The following is a 19,949-nucleotide window of genomic DNA, read 5'->3' on the forward strand; positions in this document are numbered from 1 at the left end:
CCCAAGAGTTGTCAAAAAACCTGTTTCAAAGTTTAAATCCAAAAAAGTCAAGCACAGAGGTACTGGAATAAAAACTAATCCTCCTATTTTTAATATTTTAAAGCCTCCCAACCCTTAAGTAAACCGTATTGGATTATCGTCGTGGTTTTCGTTATTTTGCTATGGCTAGGTATTCTTTCCTGGCTCTGTTTCGATATGTCCTCGGTTTTTTTACAGGTGACTTAATTTGATTGTGTAGAGCATCTATGATTTTTTCAGTATTCTCTCTTGCTTGATTTAATAGTCCTAAGTCGGTCGGATATTTAAGGTCGGCTGGCGCGCAGGTTGCATCTAATATTAATTTTCCTTGATTTTTGGATTCACTTATTTCTGATGACTTTTTTTCAACCAGCTCTCCTGGCACTTCGGTCTGCTCTTTGACCATTTTTTCGTTGATTTTATTGACTAGATTGACACCTATTCTTTGCCGAAAATAAACGAGCATGGATGAGTCAAATGGTGCTTCATTACTATAGCCACTCAGACCTAGGAAGTATTGTAGGTATGGGTTTTCTCTTATTTGTTCTACTGTTTCGGCATCGCTAGTTCCTAATCTTTCTTTGATTATTAATGCCCCTAAGGCGATACGAAACGATTTGGCAGGAGCTCCCGTTGAGCAGGTGAAATTTTTGGCATATTCTACTTCAAATTCTGACCACGGAATTATTTTTGCCATGATTACCCAACGATTATTCTCTGATAATTGTCACGCGATCGTTAAGGTCAAAGTTGGACGGTGCTTTTGGGGCCCTAGTCAAGTTTTCGGTACATGAACGAAAGTGATGCTGTGCATGGCTTTTGACTAATTTTAGCTCATAGTCTTACACTTTATCCGCGCCGATCGCGAGTCAAAGTCTTTTCAGGTAAGGCTTTTAGGCTTATTCAGCAAGCCCTACATAACCTTCCTCGTTACAGATGTTTAAGCTGTTAGTCATTTAAATTTATTGCTTGAACCTCTTACAGCATGGGGTCTGAGCTACAAATAGTGCAGTTTGAATGTCGAACAGCTTAATGTAACTTTGGTGCTGTGTGAGAATTCATATAAAAATCAACAGGCTATACTATCTCAGCGAATTGCTGTCTGAAATAAAATCGATTTTCCTAGAGTCCTCAAAGAGCATTAGTTGAATATGAATTAATAATTTTGGAACCATATAAAGTCAAAGTATACACTTGGAAAGCTAATATGCAACAAGGTTTAATTTCATTAATCTTTTTTTAATTCGGCTTTCAAATAACAGGCAAACCATCCTGAAATACCAGCAATTTTCCCGGTTCTATTTGCGTCCAGACTTCGTTATCAGTGAGCGGGAAAGTGGCAATCACCGCGACGCGATCGTCCTCTTTGGTCAATTCCCGGAAATCCACAGTTACATCTTCATCGATCGAGTGCGCGCTGGCAAAAGGTGCTTGTCGCACAATATAATGCAGATTAGTAGAACAGTGTGCAAACAAGTGTTCTCCATCAGAAAGTAAATAGTTGAAAATTCCTTGAACGGCAAGATTTTTAGTAATTTCGTTGAGAACCACGTAAATTTCCGTCACAGTAGGTTTATTGTGAGGAAAACTTTCTCGCAGCTTTTCTAATATTAAACAAAAAGCTTTTTCGCTATCAGTCTTGCCGACTGGTTTGTAAATCCCGGCACTTTCAGGATTAAAGTTTTCCAGATTTCCATTGTGGGCAAATACCCAATACCGCCCCCAAAGTTCCCGAATAAAAGGGTGACAGTTTTCTAGAGCAATTTCCCCTTGAGTAGCTTTACGAATATGAGCAATGACGTTAGTTGAGTGAATGGGATAGCGACGCACTACTTCAGCAAGCGGAGAAGCAACCGCAGGTTTTGAGTCTATAAACAGGCGACATCCCAAGCCTTCAAAAAAAGCAATTCCCCAACCGTCTTGATGAATGTCTGTTCGACCACCTCTTGCAGAAAAACCTTCAAAAGAGAAGCAAATATCTGTTGGAACATTGCAGTTCATTCCCAGTAATTGGCACATAGCTTTTAAATCTCTGGAGTTTGGATGGATGCCGCAGCTATGGGCAGCTACAGATTTTTGATAATACCATTATAGTATGAAGTGATTTAGCGTTATAAAAAAAACATAATTAATTTGCTTTGTCAACCGTAAGAATACTTAGTTAGAGAAAAATCCGAGGCGCTAAAATTCAGTACCCTATCCCCGAGAGCAGTCTTGATTGTTCCGTTTGTGTTGCAAATATTTGCTGATGTGGGCTGGCGGGGTATCTATCCCTGCGCAATAGTAAAACAACTATCAACACACTGGCGATTCAGTTGCCACAAAAAGTCAGGTGATTTTAGATGCAAAAGTTGGAAATAACTTATTTTATCTGGTTTGGAGCTTGACGACTGTTACATTATTTTTTAAACTGGTATCAGTTATCACATTAACAGCATATTGATGACTATATCGTAATTTTCCATCAAATCAATCAGATTAATGCCAATGTGATCGATCTAATTAGGAATGCTAAAACACCCAAATATGACGAGATTGTGAGTTATTTTTGGCGACAAGTAGCAGGTATTTAATGTTAGCTACATTAACTACACTTCGGCAGAGATTTTCAGGTTTCTCCGGCGCAGTTCACTACTAATATCTTTAATTTCATAGCGTCATTTTTGATCGGGTCGTCTCGTTTTCACATATCTTCAATCAACAAGCACCAAGTATAACAACTGAAAATGCAAAATCTCAATCAAAAAGACGATCGCCCAAACCGACAAATTCTCACAGGCTTAATCCTCGGATGGGGATTGCAAGGACTATTTAGCCTTCCAGCATTAGCACAACCAAGTTTACCCGAATCTCCCGCTGTGATTGAAAACCAGGCTCAACGCACCCCAACTGCAATTTCCGTAATTGCAGTTGAGGCACCGGAGACAATCTTACCGGAAAATCAGCAATTTGTCGATCGGTCTATCCCACCATCCACACCCAGCTTACCCCAGTCTTCCCCTACTCCTGCAACTCTTGCTGAACCAGCCCCTACCGAAATTGCAGTTGACTCACTCCAGAAAATATTAGTCGAAAATCCTCAATCAGCCAATCAAAATCTCCCAGCCGATGCCAGTTTACTTGAATCTCCAACAACTATTGAAAACCAGAGTGAACCAATCTCAGAGGAAAGCACAGAACAAGTTACATCTGTCTCTCAACTCAGCGATGTAAAACCCACTGATTGGGCATTTCAAGCACTGCAATCCTTAGTAGAGAGATACGGTTGTATAGCTGGATATCCCGACAGTACCTTTCGTGGCAACCGCGCTTTAACCCGCTATGAATTTGCAGCCGGAGTCAATGCTTGTTTAGATAAAATTAGAGAATTAATTGACACAGGCAATGAAAACAGAGTCAAGCAAGAAGACTTGGTAAAAATTCAAAAACTGCAAGAAGAATTTGCAGCCGATATCGCCGTACTGCGAGGGCGCACCGACTTATTAGAAGCGCGAATAACAGAAGTAGAAGCCAATCAATTTTCGCCGACAGTCAAGCTATCAGGATTGACAATTGTGGGGATACAAGGTCGCAGTCCCAACCGTGCCGATCGCGCTCCTAGAGATGGCAAAAGAGATACGAAAGACCCCGGCACAAATATCAACACTATCGCTTTAAGTCAGTTATATTTAACGGCTCAATTCACTCCCCGCAGTAACTTATTCATCGGTCTTTTAAATCAGAGAGGAAAGACATCACCGCAATTAACCGAAGACGTAAACCTTGCTTACGATTTTGGCGAAAATTCTGCCCTTACCCTCAGCGATCTTAACTATCGCTTTCTGGTAGGCGATAAATTAGCAGTAATTGGAGGGACAGCAGGAGTTAACATGATTAGCGGTTTCCGAGGACCGAATCGAGCTGAAAGCGCCGCTTCTGGCCCGATTTCAACCTTCGCTCAAAGAAACCCTATTTTGAACATCGGTCTCGGTCAAGGCGGCGCGGGAATTGACTGGCAATTTGCCAAAAGAGCGAGTTTGCAAGCTGTTTATTCTACTACAGTTCCCGGTTTTTTTGTCAGTTCTAACGGGCCGAGCGGACACAATACACTGGGATTGCAATTAACTCTCACTCCCGCCGATCCACTAGATATTACTGTTTATTATGTCAACGACTATTCGCCTAACGGCAATTTGCTTGGTCTGGCGGGAGACAGTCAATTAACTGCTGTTAATCCCAGTACCAGCAAATCAGCATCCCTCCAAACGAATGCTGTGGGAGCAACTGTAAATTGGCGGGTTTCTTCGCGTATTTCCTTGGGAGGTTGGGCTGGTTATACTAATTCTCGGATTCCGGGTAAATCTGGGAGTGTGGCCACTACAAATTATATGGTGTTTGTGAATTTTCCAGATTTATTTGGCACTGGAAATTTGGGGGGGATTTATATCGGGCAACCTCCTAAAATTGTTAGCAGTAATTTACCGACAGGCAACAATATTCCCGATTTTTTAGATACGGGTTTAGGGCGCAAAGGCGGCCAACCGGGAACGACTACTCATGTAGAGATGTTCTACCGCTGGCAGGTGAGCGATAATATCAGCGTTACTCCAGGAGTAATGGTGATTTTTCAACCAGATCACACTCGCAATAGCGATCCGATTACGGTGGGTGTCTTGAGAACTTCGTTCTCTTTTTGATTTTGTTTGTAGTGGGGACTTCAGTCCTCATAAAAGTCAGACGACTAAAGTCCTCACTATAAACTTATAACGGTTATTTTAAAATAATTAATATTAGTTATCAGTCAGCTCGCGCCAGGACTTAAACTTTTTTGCGGGAATCCCGAATTATTGCAACAAATACAAGTTTTGAACCTCAATCAGTTTTCGCTTTCTGACGCGGATTAAAACGCCGAGGAAGATGTCTTAATCTTTTTTCTAAGTACAAACACATGAGCTTTACTAAAACTTCACATTTTTGGGACTAATATCGTCATTCAATCTTTATTTTGTAGATAAAAATACTGAATTACTTGTAAAAAAAAGATCCGCACAAACACTCTAGGAATTATTTTTAAATTCAATTAATATCTTAACATATCTTCGATAGTTCCTGAAGTTAGGATTTAAAAAAACATGATTAAATCAAATGGCTATTTTTTGGCTCTGGGCTTGGCAGCAATTTCGGCTCTGACAGCCTGTCCTTGTCAAGCACAAACGGCTGTTGAATCAAATATAAATTTAACGGGAGATAAGAATATAACAACCACTAACCAGCAGAATGGTGCTAACACTTCTACTGGCGATCGCTCAAAAACTATTAGCACTTCTAAATCTTTTGTGGTTTCAGAGACTAATACCGTAACCGTTCAACCTAGTGCGACGGCGGCGGCTCCGGAAAATCGAACTGTACGCAGCAATCCCTTGGGATGTCGATTTTTTAATACTCCTTCAATGCAGCAATAAATACCGCAGATATCGGAAAAAGAGAAGATCGTGGCCGAAGAGAGGGCGATGCTTTCTGAGGATTGCTCTCTATTTGCTTAATTAACTTCATTTTTAATTCAACTTTCTGGGGGAAAGTCAGAAAACTGTTTGATATTCTTCAAAATTATTTGAGGCTTGCTTTTGTACTGTTCAACCTTGCCGCTGATATACACGTAACCGCGTCCTTGACCTGCATAACGCTTTTCAATCAACCGCTTCAAAGGAGCCATTTCATAAGTTTCGGCATCGGGTATCCACAAATCTAATTTATGATAAACTGAACCTGCATAAATCAGGGCATTGCCGCCGATCCATTTATTAATTCCTGCCTGCAAGTCGCAGAAAATAGTAATAGATTTAGCTTTCTCGGAAGCTGCTAAAATTTTTGGGTAGTGCAATCTCACAGAAAGTGCTCCGTCCCTTGCTTCCGACAATCGAAACTCTTCAACAATCGAGCCTCGCATCGACCACCAAGGCAGCAAATTAGCATAGTTGCGAGAGGGAATCTTGGCATTGGTAATCGGATCCCAAATCATCAGATTGTAAGCTTTGGCTGCCGATTCTGCCTCGGTCATTTGTCGGTGATACAATCTCGATCGCCCGTATTTCATAAAGTAGGGACTCCAGCCTTCTTTAATCAGTTTTAGATTGTAATTTTCTCCATCTTTATGTACGTAACATAAGAGGCGCCCGTAGTTGTCACGGTGTTTTTCTAGAGCAATTTCAACCGGATCGTCTGTATCAAATTCAATGTCAATTTTAGCAAGCCCACCATTTGCTGTAGCGAAGTATTGTTTAGCCATTTCCGAAGCTGCTTTCCCTGCGGCAGTTACAGGCTTTGAAGTGTTAGAGTAACTTTCTTCTGTATCGACGCAAATCAGCCGCAGAGACTCGGTTTTGCCGTTGAGAGCAACTTTGACAGTATCGCCATCAACTACTTGAGTTATTTGCAGGTTCGGAATTCTAGTTGCCATATTTCGCACCCTGTTAAACTTGAGATTTGATTCACATATTGGGTTAATTGTACATGAGTTTGCTGCTGAATGCAATAAATGTACCGTTGCAACTACCAGGAGAAAGAGTAATGGCTGTTCTAGAGTATGTAAAACCCGGTGTAAAAACTGGTCAAATTATGCTGGCGGTCGATCTAAAATTATATACAGCCGCAGATAAAGGCAGATGAACGCAGATCAAAACACATCTGCGTTCATTTGTGTTCATCTGCGTTCATCTGCGGTTACAAAATACCCCTAAGAATCAGCCCGCAACTTATCCAAAACTGTCCGATCTTCCAAGGTCGAAGTATCCCCAGAAACCTCTTCTCCAGCGGCCAAAGAACGCAACAAACGCCGCATAATCTTTCCGCTGCGAGTTTTCGGCAAAGCATCGGTAAATCGAATTTCGCCGGGACGGGCGATCGCGCGTAAATCAACCAAGGCGATCAATCGGGGTAAAGCGAGTTATCTTCAACTTTTAAATTCCTAATCTGTTCGCGAATCACATCGGTTTTTGTTCTACCGCTGTTCGCGCAATAAGCTTCTAGCCGAAGCATTTCTACTTCAGGGAGTCGGATGGTTAGAACTTTAACGTTTTTACTCATACTGCAATTATACTGAAAAATGCAGTACAATCATAGCAGAGAAATGCGCCTTGGCACAATGTTACCGCACCATGCCAAGACGACTTCCCCGAAGTTGAACGTCCAACAAAGGAGCAATTTAATTATGATTCAAGATCCAGAAAAAGAACCAGAACGTTGGGATGAGCCGATTTTAGCGGATAACCCCAACCAAGCGAAACAGGAGTGCCAAAAACGAGCCGATCGCTACCGGGTTGAATTAGAATCTGTAACTCAACCCCGAAAAGTCGAAAATCGCCCTCAAGTGTACCGTTGCAACTACAAGGAGAAAGAATAATGGCTGTTTTGGAGTGTGTAAAACCTGGTGCTAAACTCGGTCAAATTATTCTGGCCGTCGATTTAACTGTTGCTGGTGCAGTCGATCGCATTTTAGCAAAAATTCAAGACTTAGGATATGACCCAGAAATCCGTCATGTCAACTATCCGTCTGGAGTTCACGTCTTAGCAATTCTCAAAGACGAACAGCATTCAGAAGCAGTCGATGATGACTACTTGCTAGAAGATTGGCTGCAAGTAAGGTCGCAAATTAACAGCGATGCCGTTCATTTGTGGCGAGGTAAATAACGGAATTAACAATTAAACCGCAGATGAACGCAGATGTAATCTTATCTGCGTTCATCTGCGTTAATCAGCCTACATCTGCGGTTGCAAAAATACCCCTAGGAATCAGCCCGCAACTTATCCAACACCGTCCGATCTTCCAAAGTAGAAGTATCCCCTGTCACCTCCAAACCAGCAGCCAAAGAACGCAACAAACGCCGCATAATCTTTCCGCTGCGAGTTTTCGGCAAAGCATCGGTAAAGCGAATTTCGCCGGGACGGGCGATCGCCCCAATTTCCTTCACAACGTGCTGCTTCAATTCCTTAATCAATTCATCACTAGGCTGCTGAGTATTTTGCAACGTCACAAACGCCACAATTTCCTCACCCTTAATCTCATCCGGTTTCCCCACAACCGCAGCTTCCGCCACCGCTGGATGAGACACCAAAGCCGATTCAACTTCCATCGTACCGAGTCGGTGTCCGGCGACATTAATCACGTCGTCAACGCGGCCCATTACCCAGAAATAACCGTCTTTATCTTTGTGCGCGCCGTCCCCCGCAAAGTACACGAATTGGCCATCTTTTGGGTGCAAATATTCCCAATAAGTGCGGCGGAAGCGATCGGGATCGTTGTAAAGTGTACGCATCATTCCCGGCCAAGGATGTTTGACTACTAAATAACCGCCGCTTTGATTAGTTACTGGTTCGCCATCTTGGTCAACGATATCGGCAACAATTCCGGGGAACGGAAGGGTTGCAGAACCGGGTTTTGTGGGGATTGCACCTGGCAATGAAGTAATCATAATTCCCCCGGTTTCTGTTTGCCACCAAGTATCGACTATCGGACAATTCGAGTTGCCAATTACGCGCTGATACCACATCCAAGCTTCAGGATTGATCGGTTCGCCGACAGTTCCTAACAATCGTAAAGATGATAAATCTCTGGCATTCGGCAACTCTTCGCCCATCTTCATAAAGGTGCGAATTGCTGTTGGTGCGGTGTAGAAAACAGTGACGCCGTATTTTTCGATTACATCCCAAAAACAACCGGGATTCGATGCGCGCGGAGCACCTTCGTACATGACAGTTGTTGCACCGTTGGAAAGGGGGCCGTAGACTATGTAACTGTGCCCTGTAATCCAACCTACGTCGGCGGTGCACCAGTAAACATCGGTATCTTGGAGGTCGAATATCCACTTGGTTGTCATGTGGGTGTAAAGGTTGTAGCCGCCTGTGGTGTGGACGACTCCTTTCGGTTTGCCGGTACTTCCTGAAGTGTAGAGAATGAATAGCATATCTTCGCTATCCATCGGTTCGGCGGGACAATCTGCGGAGGCGTTTTTTTGCAATTCGTGCCACCAGCGATCGCGCCCTGGTTCCATTTGCACTTCTTGTTTGGTACGCTGGACGACGAGAACGTTGGTAACGCTGGGTGCAGCGTTGTTGGCGAGGGCTTTGTCTACTTGTACTTTGAGGCCGACTGCTGCGTCTTTGCGGAAGCCGCCGTCTGCGGTGATCACGAGTTTTGCTTGGCCGTCGTTGAGGCGATCGCGCAAAGCTTCTGCACTAAATCCGCCAAAGACGACGCTGTGTACTGCACCGATTCTGGCACAGGCTAACATGGCGATCGCAGCTTCGGGAATCATGGGCATATAAATGCCGACGCGATCGCCCTTTTGGACACCCAATTCTTTGATGACGTTAGCCATTTGACAGACTTCGCGGTGGAGTTGGGCGTAAGTCAGGGTGCGGGAGTCTCCGGGTTCGCCTTCCCAGATAAGGGCGGCTTTATTTTTTCGCCAAGTTGTTAAATGTCTGTCCAGACAATTGTAAGAAATGTTAATTTTACCGTTGACAAACCATTTAGCAAAGGGCGGCTGCCAGTCGAGCACGGTATCCCAGTTTTGAAACCAGTCTAATTCTTGGGTAGCGAGTTCGGCCCAGAATGCTTGGGGGTCAGCTTTGGCTTTGTCGTAGAGGGCTTGGTACTCTTCTAGGCTTTTGATGTGAGCTTTTTGGGAGAATTCAGCAGGCGGCTGAAACAGGCGTTTTTCTTGGAGGATTGATTCGATCGTATCTTGTGACATCGCTGTTAGTTTTTAGTTAACTTACTCTTTTTAGCTATTTTGTGCATAAGTTGGGGTAAAAGTATGTTTATTTTCCTTAAGACTTTGAATACTTGTGTAAAAATCGGGATCGATTACCGATTACCAATTACCTAATTTTCATCAAAGAGATACTGAATGGGCATCAGTTTTGATCCGGGCATTTTTTTATGCTTTGAATTTGCGGAGTTTTGCTATTTCTATGAAAATGCTTTTATAATATAGTTGAATGGATCAGCGATCGCACAAAAGCCATGACTCAAAATTTAGAAGCAAGCCAACTTTCGTTAAATGACGTTCGCCACCTTCTCAAACTCGAAGAGTTAGAAGGAGAAGGCTTCACTGATTTTTTCTCTCTGGAACCGCTGACAGAATCAGAACAGCAGGAACTATTGAAACTTAGAAATGACTTTCGACGATACCTATCCGCCGGAAAAGTTTCAGAAGAACTCGTTAAGTTTTTAGTGCTTTCACCTTTGATGAGATTAACAGGATTTTTTGATATTCCGATCGTACTGACAATGGAGGATAGCATACCCATTGAAGTTGAAGATAAGGATACTTTAATTAAAGGCCGGTTGGATATTTTAGCAGTAAATCAGCCGGATGCGGAGATAGGGGCGACACCGTTTTGGATTTTGGTAGTGGAGGCGAAAAATAGTGCGATCGCTCCTTTGGCCGGTTTGCCACAATTGCTGACTTATGCTTATAAAAGTTTGCAGCAGCAATCGTCAGTTTGGGGATTGACTACGAATGGGGAAAGTTATCGGTTTGTGCGGGTGACGCGGGGGAATCCTTGCACTTATCAGATTTTACCGGAATTGAATTTGATTGATAGAGAGCGATCGCTCTTGTTGGCGCAAGTGTTGAAAGCGATTTGCAAGTTGCAGAATGTGCAGTTACAGTTGGCGTAAGATGATACAATTGGTTGCTTATCAGTTATCCTGTAGATAGGCGACAGTTTGATGAATTATCAAGTTGAGTTTAAGCCGAAAGCAGTCAAAGATTTAGCATCTTTGCCAGCAGAGGTACAACACCGAGTTTTGACCAAGATTGAGTTAATGCAAAATAACCTAGCAGGAGATGTGAAACGCTTAACTAATTATACGCCCGAATATCGGTTGCGGGTAGGAGATTACCGAGTTTTGTTTGAAATTGAGGGAGATGTTTTGGTAATCTACCGCGTCAAACACAGAAAAGATGCTTACTCTTAAACGATTGGAGGAAATACCCATGATTCAGTTACATCCTGAGTTTATTACCAAAAATGGCAAAAAGGAATTTGCGGTGATACCTTACGAAGAATTTGAAGCATTGCAAGAATTAATTGCTGATATAGAAGATTTGATGGATTTGAGGGCGGCGAAGGAAGAAGAGGCAAATCAGCCTTCTGTGCCGCTAGCAGAGGTGAAGAGACTGTTAGGATTAGAGACATAAATTTGCGATCGATATTGTTGTCTTATACGGTTGTACGATCGCCCTTTCTAAGAGCGATCGCACAAAACATCATTTTGACGGTGGAATTGTGCGATCGATCGCTGGATTTGGCGGTTGTTGGGGATTTGGAGGGGCGATCGACGCTGTGGCTAAGGGAATTAGGGCAGGAATTAGGGCGATCGCGATCGGTACTACAACTTCCTGGATCAACCACTTGATGTTTGAATTGTCAGATTTTTTCACTTGCTTTACCTTTTTAGCTAATTTAGTCTTGTCCGGATTATGTTTTTCTAGTTTCATGGTTTTAAGTTTCATGGGACTTATGCACGGGTGGCCAGAAACCGGGTTTTTGCGGGAATATTTCGTTACAGCGCATCAACTGCGAAAAACCCGGTTTCTTTGGTTTTGATGCGTAACTTTAGAATATCTGGATTGTTTGTGTTCGCGGGCGATCGTTAATTTAGACTCCCAAATTAGTTGTCAGGTAAAAATTTGGAGAGATTGTGAGTTGGGCTTGAATAATTTGTGAAAGAGTTTGTGAAAAAAAACTCACAAATCATGTTTGACTTATAAAATTGTGAAAACTCACCAGGAATTGACAGGACAACTACGCTAAAGCTCTGATTTATGCTAATTTAAGAGAAAGAAGCGCGATCGAGGCTGAATCGGCATGGGGAAGATGACAAAACAGGAGTTTGAGGCGATCTATAAAAATATTACTTCTACACAGCATTCAGTGCTAGAGATGTTCTTGCAAGGTCGATTGGATGCAGAAACTTCTCAAGTTTTACATAAAGATCGAACGGCGGTTTCTTCCAATATATCAAAGATTTGCAAATTGTTTGGGGTGGAAAATAAACCGGGTGCATATACGCAACGCGATGATTTGATTAAATTATTTGTACAATACAAACCCGAATTAGTTTGTGAAAAGTTATTAAAGGAATTTGGGGAAAGAAGCCCTGAACCTCGAAAAATATTAGAAGTTCCAGAAGAGATAGTGCCATTAAATTCTGAGTTTTATATAGAGCGTTCCAGAATGGAAGCTGACTGTTATCAGCAGATTTTAAGACCGGGGTCAATGATTCGCATTAAAGCTCCCAAATTAATGGGAAAAACTTCTCTATTAAATCGCATCATAAAAAATGCACAAATAAATGAGTATCGGTTAGTACGTTTAGATTTTAGAGATGCTGAAGAAGACGTATTGAACAACACAAATAAATTTTTTGAATGGTTTTGCTTCAATATCAGCGAAAAGCTAAAACTAGAATGTAATATCGATTTGCAGGCGCGCGGGGGCATTCTCGTAAACTGCAAAAAATACTTTCAAACTGAAGTTTTAGAAGCTATAAATTGTCCTTTGGTCTTGGCTTTAGAAGAAATCGACTGTATTTTTCATTATGAGAAAACTGCCCAAGAATTTCTGAAGATGTTACGAAGCTGGTTTGAAGAAACTAAGAAAACTGACATTTGGAAAAACTTACGAATGGTGCTGCTTCATTCTACAAATGTTTACGTGGAATTACCTCATAATCAATCACCCTTTAATGTCGGTTTTTCAGTAGAGTTGACCGAATTTAACCAGCCAAATATTCTAGATTTAGCCCGCCGCCATCAATTATCCTGGGGAACTGATGAAGTGATAGCATTGATGGCAATAGTTGGTGGTTATCCTTATCTAGTACGCAAGGCACTGTATCATTTGCATGATTCCAATCTATCTTTAGCAGAAGTTTTGCACAATGCAGCTACAGACGTGGGAATTTACGGCGAGCACTTGTATCGTCACTGGACGGATTTGCAAAAATATTCTGAGCTCAAACTCGCTCTTAAACAAGTTGTACTTGCAGACAGTTCGGTAAAATTAGAACAGGTGCTAGAATTTAAGTTGCTGAGTACGGGTTTAGTCAAGCGGCATCAGCATGGTATCACTTCTAGCTGTCGGTTATATCGGGATTATTTTGCCGAAAAATTTCGAGATTAGAGTCGGGAGTAAAACCAGATTATGACGGTTTATCAATATCAAGTTGGTGGTTCTTTAGAGTACGAACATCCTACCTATGTTAAGCGTCTTGCAGACAGTGAACTTTATGCAAGTTTGATAGCAGGAGAATTTTGTTATGTGTTGAACTCCAGACAAATGGGTAAGTCTAGCTTGCAAGTACAAACGATGAAACGCTTGCGCGAAAAAGCAGGCTTTAAATGTATTGCTATAGATTTAACAGATATCGGTAGCGAAACTTCAGACTACTGGTATTTTGGGATTATTTCTGAGTTGGTTCGGGGTGGCGCACTCTCAAGAAAGGTGGATAGTGACAGTTGGTGGCAGCAGCGACAATTGCTGTCACCGTCTCAGCGATTAAGTCAGTTTATTGAAGATGTTTTATTGACAGAAATTTCGCAAAACATTGTGATTTTTATTGATGAAATTGATTCGATTTTAAATCTAAGCTGGAAAGATGATTTTTTTCTATTGATTCGCGCTTGCTATAACAAAAGAGCGATTAATTCTGAATATAAGCGCCTTACCTTTTGTCTTTTGGGAGTTGCGACACCAGCAGATTTGATTCGCGATAAAGACCGAACACCTTTTAATATTGGCAAGGCTATTGATTTAACAGGCTTTACTTTTGATGAAGCTAAACCTGCTTTAATTCCTGGCTTAATGGGAGAGCGATCGCAGGAGATATCGGAGGAGATATTAGCTGAGGTTTTTCAGTGGACAAACGGGCAACCTTTTTTGATGCAAAAGCTGTGCCAACTGATGGTCTATAAATCTGCAAGTCGGACTGCTGATGTGGAAGATTTAGTAAAAAAGTATGTCATTGACAATTGGGAAGCGAATGACGAACAAGAACACTTTAAGACTATTAGGCGTCGCTTGCTGCTTGACTATCAAGACCGCACGGCGCTACTGCTCGGTATTTATCAGCAAATACTGACGGACGCGGATCGGAAAATCTGTGCTGATAATAGTCTCGATCAAAGAAGGTTACAACTCTCAGGATTAGTCGTCAAACGCAACGGATATCTACAAGTTTATAATCCCATATACGCCGCTATTTTTAACCTCGATTGGGTACAGCAAGAATTAGCGAAACTCCGCCCCTACCAGGAAAACTTCGCCGCTTGGATCGCCTCAAATCGTCAAGATACTTCCCGACTGCTACACGGCCAAGCGTTGGATGATGCGTTGCAGTGGAAAGTGGGGAAACGTTTAAGCGATGAGGATAATGATTTTTTAGATGCCAGTCGAGATGATGAACGGCAAGAACTAAAGAAAAATAATAAATCATTAAGAGCATTCCGTAAACAATTCAGGGAAGTTTTTAAAATTGAAGAAGCTGGACGCAATGCCTTAGAGCTTTTTCATTTCGAGGGAAAGCAAATAGAAGCCTTGCGGGCAGCTATCAAAGCAGGAGAAGATTTAAAGCAGTGGATACCAGATAATCCCCCGCTTTCCGAATATCCCACAGTTACTCCTTTGTCCGCTTTGCAAGTAATTATCGCTAAAATCCGCAAACCGCGTGTATTGATTGGACATCGTGGCTGGGTAACAAGTGTCAGTTTTAGCCCGAAAGGAGATGTGATCGCTACTGCCTCATCTGACAACACCGCCAAATTATGGGATTTACAGGGCAATTGCTTGGCAACATTCACCGGACATAAGAAATCGGTATGGAGTGTCAGTTTTAGCCCGAATGGAGATACGATCGCTACTGCTTCATTTGACAAAAAAGCAAAATTGTGGGACTTACAGGGAAACTGTTTGGTCACATTCACCGGACATAAGCAATCGGTAACAAGTATCAGTTTTAGCCCCACAGGAGATACGATCGCGACTGCCTCATCTGACAAAACAGCAAAATTGTGGGATTTACAGGGCAACTGCTTGTTAACATTCACCGGACATTATAAATCGGTATGGAGTGTCAGTTTTAGCCCGAATGGAGATGCGATCGCTACTGCTTCAGTTGACAAAACCGCCAAATTATGGGACTTGCAGGGCAACTGCTTAGTAACTTTCACTGGACATAATGACTCGGTAACAAGTGTCAGTTTTAGCCCCACAGGAGATACGATCGCTACTGCCTCATATGACGACACTGCCAAATTATGGGAACTGCAAGGCAACTGCTTAGCAACATTCACCGACGAATATAATAACTCGTCGGTAAATAGTCTTAGTTTTAGTTCTACAGGAAAGACGATCGCCACTGCATCACATGACGGCACCGCCAAATTATGGAACTTGGAAGGCAAATGTTTGATAACTTTCATCGAACATCGTTTCCCGGTAAATAGTGTGAGTTTTAGCCCGAAAGGAGATGCGATCGCCACTGCTTCATCTGACGACACTGCCAAATTATGGGAACTGCAAGACAACTATTTGGCGACTTTCGCCGCACATAATGACTCGGTAAGAAGTGTCAATTTTAGCCCAACAGGAGATGAGATGATCGCTACTGCATTAGATGACAAAACCGCCAAGTTCTGGGATTTACAGGGCAACTGCTTGGTAACATTCATCGGACATAATGACTGGGTAAGAAGTGTCAGTTTTAGCCCGAATGGAGATACGATCGCGACTGCCTCATCTGACAAAACTGCTAAATTGTGGGACTTGCAGGGCAACTGCTTGGCAACATTCACCGGACATAATGACAGGGTAACAAGTATCTGTTTTAGCCCCTCAGGAGATGCGATCGCTACTGCCTCACAAAACAAAACAGCCAAATTGTGGGACTTGCAGGGCAACTGCTTGCTAACATTCACCGGACATAATGACTCGGTAAATAGTGTCAGTTTTAACCCTGAAGGAGATGCGATTGCGACTGCCTCATCTGACAAAACTGCTAAATTGTGGGCCTTGCAGGGCAACTGCTTGGTAACATTCACCGGACATAATGACAGGGTAACAAGTATCTGTTTTAGCCCCACAGGAGATGCGATCGCCACTACCTCAAAAGACAAAACCGCCAAATTGTGGGACTTGCAGGGCAACTGCTTGGTAACATTCACCGGACATAATGACTCGGTATGGAGTGTCAGTTTTAGCCCAACAGGAGATACGATCGCCACTGCATCACAAGACGGCACCGCCAAATTGTGGGACTTGCAGGGGAATTTACTGGCCGAGTTTAGTGGCTATCAGGGTAATTTACTCAAAGGTGAGGCTGATTTTGTGGAGTTGAAAACTCCGATTTATAGTATTTGTTTTAGTCGGGATGGGAAGTTTTTAATAACTGGTTCGCAGGATGGAAAGGTGCGGTTTTGGCCCGTGGAAAGTTTGGATGAGTTGTTGGCGAGGGGGAGGGAATGGCTGGGTGATAAATTTTAACCGCTGATGCACGTGGATGGTTTTGATTCTTATTTCTCACTTGTTAAAACTGTTGTTAAGTTTAGCAACTGATCCAGCGTTTCCTGGGCAGATACTCGCAATTGAACCTCACCAATATCAAATCGAGGGTCTTCAATCAAATCCGGGTCGCTGCAATAAGCATCAACATCGGAAAACAACTTGTCTAAAATCTTAAATTCTCTCCCCGGCTGGAGGTTATTGTCACTCTTAAACAATTGTAGAAACCGCCGTTCAAACTCATCAGCGCTGATTTTACTGCCTGCAAACTCTTCTAATAACTTGATGTACTTATCCATATTTATCCACCTCCAATATCTCCAGTCGCACTTAATTCAGCAATTTGGGCAGAATTCAGTTTCCAGCCGCTAATAAAATTGTCTCCTGCGTCCACTATAACATTTAAATTAGTCGCAGGGTCAAAGTAGTGCTTTACAGGTTGCCTGCGATAAGTACCCTCAATCTCCTGCACTCCCTGTTTCTGGACATGAGTTTGAATAGCTGCTGCAAATGCTGCTGCTGTCTGCAAATTGTAATTGCCTGAAACACCAAAATCGGCAGCGTGTTTGAATTTCTTTTGAATTTGCCGATCGCACATAGCCACATTTACAGACATATTCAAGTCAAGATTTGTTAAAAAATTACAATTAGCAGTGACATCAGGCAAACTCCTATCTTACCATAAGAAACGGCTCAACCCTGAAACAAAAGGTAAGAAAATGTCTGAACTTAGACAAAATCTAATTACCAGAGATTGGGTAATCATCGCCACCGATCGCGCAAAAAGACCTGACCAATTCGCCAACACAAAAAAAATACCCGCATTCCTACCCTCACACCGCCCAGACTGCCCGTTTTGCGTGGGTAACGAAGAAGATGGCACATTAGAAACTTGCCGTTTGGGCGATCGCACGGGATGGAAAGTCCGCGCAATTGGCAACAAATATCCCGCCCTGTCGCCGACAGCAGAACGGATCAGGATATCATCGGGAATTCACCGCATGATGTCGGGAATCGGCTTTCACGAAGTAATTGTGGAACACCCGCGACACGATTTGACGACTGCTTTGTTGACCGTTGAAGAAGTAACGGACATACTTTTAGTCTATCGTTATCGCTATTTAGAAATTAGAAAATATCCCCACGTTGAAACAATTGTGATCTTCAAAAATCACGGGGAAAGTGCCGGAACTTCTCTTGAACATCCTCATTCGCAGATAGCAGCGACGCCCGTTGTCCCCAGCCAATTTCGCAGCCGCATCGATGCAGCAGTTCGCTATTTTGATGATACGGGAGAATGTCTATTTTGCAGGACTTTGGAAGATGAATTAGCGGCAGGTGAAAGAGTAATTTTTGAGAGCAAATATTTCGTGGCTTTTATTCCTTACGCTGCACTTTCACCGTTTCATATCTGGATTTTTCCGCGCCGACATTCATCTTCGTTTGATGATATTACTGATGCGGAAATTACGGATCTGGCTGATACTTTGAAAACTGTACTCGCTCAGCTTTATTACGGATTGAACAATCCAGATTACAACTATAGTATTCGATCGGTACCAACGGCGGAACAAGCAACAAAATACTTCCACTGGTATATCGCCATTATTCCCAGAGTGTCGAAGCAGGCTGGGTTTGAGTTGGGTAGCGGGATGTTTATCAATACTGCTTTACCCGAAGAAAGTGCTGAGTTTTTGCGATCGATCGCAATTCCTATCAACCCTAATTTTCGACCAACCTAAAGTATAAAAAGTTACAATTTATCAAGGAATGTCCGAAGCGAAGACGGGAGACAATTTAATGATTTTCAATCATCGGTTGAAATAGACAATTTAAATCTGCAACAGCTTAATTGACACTCAAAATTTATCAACCTACAAATATTTATTAATATTACCGAACTCACAACAAACTTTCGACATACTGCCAACAGTCATCGCTAAAATTAGCTTTCAATATATCTCTAATTTTAGCATCGAGCGACAATCTCGCCTCGCCAGACTCAGCACTCTCGGCGATTTCGCAACTCTCATCAGATAAATTTTCTTGGAGGTGGGCGAGAGTATTGGCAAAATTAGCCAGAAAATAATGTTCATCCACCCACGCTGTCGGATCTGGGATGGCTGGACTTCCAAAAGCCCGATCGACTAAATCTTGTTTTGCAGAATCGTCAGTCTGGTTTTTCATGGAACCCATTTAGATAGAATTTGCAACCTATCCTAATCTTAAGCTAAATTTTGAACGCTGGTGCGATCGCGATCGACGAACCGCAGTGATAAAAATGTGTAATTTGTGCGATCGCGATCGAGGTTGTTTTGGCGATCGGCTGTTATCATACCACATCACGGCTAGCGATCGATAATTTGCACATTGGGCAAAATCGACTTAGGTATCATTCCGTGAACTCCTTTGCGGGGATTATTGACAGCCTGAGTAATCCGAAAATTGGCGGCGAGGGAACAGAAAACATAGGCATCTTCTTCTTGAAAACCTGCATATTTTTGTAGCCAATTAACAGTCTGTTTTACCGCCATATCAAACGCATCATCTAATGTTTGACCAAAACCCATAACTACAATATGAGTAGGAGTTTCCGCAAACGGAAATATATAAAATAAATCCTTACGCAAGATGATTTGAATAGTCCCATTCATCGAAGTTTCAATCGCCGTACCATTAACTTCGCCATCTCCCTGTGCCGAATGTCCGTCGCCGATTGACAGCAAACCGCCACGCACCGCAATAGGTAAAAATAACCGCGTTCCTGCTTGCAATTCCTGATTGTCCATATTGCCGCCGTAGCGTTGTGGAGGAATAGAAGAACGGTTGATTTCAAAATCTGCAACACCGATAATTCCGAAGAATGGATGCAGCGGAATCTGGACGCCGCTATTTGCCGGAAATTCCGCAATCTTTTGTTCTAAATCTAGGGGAATAAACCGCAATTTAGGGTCAGGAAAATATTCAGGTAAAACTCCCCAACCAGCGCGAATTGCATTGAATCCTACTGGTAAACTTGGGTAAACTTCCTCGATGTGAATTTCTAAAACGTCTCCGGGTTCAGCCTCATTAACATAAATCGGGCCTGTTAGCAAGTGCGGGCCCGGGCCGACTTTGCGGTTGTCAGGTAAATTCTGACAGATATCTAAAAATTCCGGCGTCAAAAATTCCGGCGGGGCCTTGTCAGCAACATAATATCCTGAATAGGTTTCGATATCGATGCGATCGCCCGAATCGACAGTTAAAGCAGGTTCTAGCTTGGGAGAGAAACCGCCTAAGTGTACGGTTTTGCAGTTAGCCTTGAGAAGGTGGTGAGTCATTCGATTTTAGATTTTAGATTGGGGGGATTGGGGATTGGGGGATTTTGTAATTGTTAATGAATT

The 19,949-nt window shown here is 42.6% G+C and carries 19 protein-coding genes and 2 pseudogenes; 10 read left to right on the top strand and 11 right to left on the bottom strand.

The genetic code is table 11. From position 1 onward, the window contains the following. Positions 1-154: 154 nt before the first annotated feature. Together JGK14_RS22710 and JGK14_RS22715 are read right to left on the bottom strand one after the other, a co-directional pair. A pseudogene (locus tag JGK14_RS22710) lies at positions 155-745 on the bottom strand (transposase); the annotation flags it as partial. Positions 746-1,269: 524 nt separating this feature from the next. Continuing rightward, complete coding sequence (locus JGK14_RS22715; RefSeq protein WP_293183975.1) at positions 1,270-2,037, bottom strand: class II glutamine amidotransferase; 768 nt, start codon at positions 2,035-2,037, stop codon at positions 1,270-1,272. 707 nt (positions 2,038-2,744) lie between these two features. Here JGK14_RS22715 and JGK14_RS22720 point away from each other — a divergent pair. Beyond that, on the top strand, positions 2,745-4,694 hold the full coding sequence (locus tag JGK14_RS22720; RefSeq protein WP_293270937.1) for an iron uptake porin: 1,950 nt from the start codon (positions 2,745-2,747) through the stop codon (positions 4,692-4,694). Positions 4,695-5,129: 435 nt separating this feature from the next. Then, a complete protein-coding gene (locus JGK14_RS22725) occupies positions 5,130-5,459 on the top strand; it encodes a hypothetical protein (RefSeq protein WP_293197997.1) in 330 nt (109 codons plus the stop codon). A gap of 98 nt (positions 5,460-5,557) precedes the next feature. Here the strand turns inward: JGK14_RS22725 and JGK14_RS22730 are convergent, their stop codons facing one another. The 3 genes and pseudogenes from JGK14_RS22730 to JGK14_RS22740 all read right to left on the bottom strand — a co-directional run bounded on the left by JGK14_RS22730 (position 5,558) and on the right by JGK14_RS22740 (position 7,080). Further along, complete coding sequence (locus tag JGK14_RS22730; protein WP_293183982.1) at positions 5,558-6,454, bottom strand: thermonuclease family protein; 897 nt, start codon at positions 6,452-6,454, stop codon at positions 5,558-5,560. 276 nt (positions 6,455-6,730) lie between these two features. Continuing rightward, positions 6,731-6,910: pseudogene (locus tag JGK14_RS22735) on the bottom strand (hypothetical protein); the annotation flags it as partial. 11 nt (positions 6,911-6,921) lie between these two features. Continuing rightward, positions 6,922-7,080, bottom strand: coding sequence for a hypothetical protein (locus tag JGK14_RS22740; RefSeq protein WP_293183987.1), 159 nt, complete (start codon positions 7,078-7,080; stop codon positions 6,922-6,924). Positions 7,081-7,099: 19 nt separating this feature from the next. Here JGK14_RS22740 and JGK14_RS22745 point away from each other — a divergent pair, with 19 nt between their 5' ends. Both JGK14_RS22745 and JGK14_RS22750 read left to right on the top strand, forming a co-directional pair. Next, entirely contained in the window at positions 7,100-7,396 is a 297-nt protein-coding gene (locus JGK14_RS22745; protein WP_293192508.1) for a hypothetical protein, read from the top strand. Continuing rightward, positions 7,396-7,683: a hypothetical protein gene (locus JGK14_RS22750; protein ID WP_293192510.1), complete on the top strand. Its 288-nt coding sequence runs from the start codon at positions 7,396-7,398 to the stop codon at positions 7,681-7,683. Before JGK14_RS22745 ends, JGK14_RS22750 begins: the two co-directional genes overlap by 1 nt. A 95-nt stretch (positions 7,684-7,778) precedes the next feature. Here the strand turns inward: JGK14_RS22750 and acs are convergent, their stop codons facing one another. Then, positions 7,779-9,749, bottom strand: a complete 1,971-nt coding sequence (gene acs, locus JGK14_RS22755; protein WP_325315518.1) for an acetate--CoA ligase — start codon at positions 9,747-9,749, stop codon at positions 7,779-7,781. A gap of 272 nt (positions 9,750-10,021) precedes the next feature. Between acs and JGK14_RS22760 the strand changes: the two genes are divergently transcribed. From JGK14_RS22760 to JGK14_RS22770, 3 genes are read left to right on the top strand one after another with little or no spacing between them, the layout of a single operon-like run. Next, a complete protein-coding gene (locus tag JGK14_RS22760; RefSeq protein ID WP_293207579.1) occupies positions 10,022-10,681 on the top strand; it encodes a restriction endonuclease subunit R in 660 nt (219 codons plus the stop codon). Positions 10,682-10,732: 51 nt separating this feature from the next. Next, positions 10,733-10,981 carry a type II toxin-antitoxin system RelE family toxin gene (locus JGK14_RS22765; RefSeq protein WP_293225477.1) on the top strand — a complete coding sequence of 83 codons (249 nt, stop codon included), beginning with the start codon at positions 10,733-10,735 and terminating at the stop codon, positions 10,979-10,981. A gap of 19 nt (positions 10,982-11,000) precedes the next feature. Next, positions 11,001-11,204, top strand: a complete 204-nt coding sequence (locus tag JGK14_RS22770) for a type II toxin-antitoxin system prevent-host-death family antitoxin (protein ID WP_293270933.1) — start codon at positions 11,001-11,003, stop codon at positions 11,202-11,204. A gap of 69 nt (positions 11,205-11,273) precedes the next feature. Here JGK14_RS22770 and JGK14_RS22775 read toward each other — a convergent pair whose 3' ends face one another. Then, positions 11,274-11,504, bottom strand: coding sequence for a hypothetical protein (locus JGK14_RS22775; RefSeq protein ID WP_325315519.1), 231 nt, complete (start codon positions 11,502-11,504; stop codon positions 11,274-11,276). Positions 11,505-11,883: 379 nt separating this feature from the next. On the opposite strand from JGK14_RS22775, the gene JGK14_RS22780 reads away from it, so the two are divergent. Continuing rightward, on the top strand, positions 11,884-13,191 hold the full coding sequence (locus tag JGK14_RS22780) for an AAA-like domain-containing protein (protein ID WP_325315520.1): 1,308 nt from the start codon (positions 11,884-11,886) through the stop codon (positions 13,189-13,191). Between the two features lie 21 nt (positions 13,192-13,212). Beyond that, positions 13,213-16,548, top strand: coding sequence for an AAA-like domain-containing protein (locus JGK14_RS22785; protein ID WP_325315521.1), 3,336 nt, complete (start codon positions 13,213-13,215; stop codon positions 16,546-16,548). 29 nt (positions 16,549-16,577) lie between these two features. Here the strand turns inward: JGK14_RS22785 and JGK14_RS22790 are convergent, their stop codons facing one another. After that, positions 16,578-16,865 carry a colicin immunity domain-containing protein gene (locus JGK14_RS22790; RefSeq protein WP_293270927.1) on the bottom strand — a complete coding sequence of 96 codons (288 nt, stop codon included), beginning with the start codon at positions 16,863-16,865 and terminating at the stop codon, positions 16,578-16,580. A gap of 2 nt (positions 16,866-16,867) precedes the next feature. Then, positions 16,868-17,182: a colicin D domain-containing protein gene (locus tag JGK14_RS22795; RefSeq protein ID WP_293270925.1), complete on the bottom strand. Its 315-nt coding sequence runs from the start codon at positions 17,180-17,182 to the stop codon at positions 16,868-16,870. 103 nt (positions 17,183-17,285) lie between these two features. Here JGK14_RS22795 and galT point away from each other — a divergent pair, with 103 nt between their 5' ends. Continuing rightward, on the top strand, positions 17,286-18,308 hold the full coding sequence (gene galT / locus JGK14_RS22800) for a galactose-1-phosphate uridylyltransferase (RefSeq protein ID WP_293326251.1): 1,023 nt from the start codon (positions 17,286-17,288) through the stop codon (positions 18,306-18,308). A gap of 160 nt (positions 18,309-18,468) precedes the next feature. Here the strand turns inward: galT and JGK14_RS22805 are convergent, their stop codons facing one another. Together JGK14_RS22805 and JGK14_RS22810 are read right to left on the bottom strand one after the other, a co-directional pair. After that, entirely contained in the window at positions 18,469-18,753 is a 285-nt protein-coding gene (locus JGK14_RS22805) for a hypothetical protein (protein WP_293184022.1), read from the bottom strand. A gap of 161 nt (positions 18,754-18,914) precedes the next feature. Then, a complete protein-coding gene (locus tag JGK14_RS22810; protein WP_293212572.1) occupies positions 18,915-19,886 on the bottom strand; it encodes an acetamidase/formamidase family protein in 972 nt (323 codons plus the stop codon). Positions 19,887-19,949 lie beyond the last annotated feature (63 nt).

Source organism: Microcoleus sp. PH2017_28_MFU_U_A (genome assembly GCF_020738035.1).
GTDB lineage: Bacteria > Cyanobacteriota > Cyanobacteriia > Cyanobacteriales > Microcoleaceae > Microcoleus.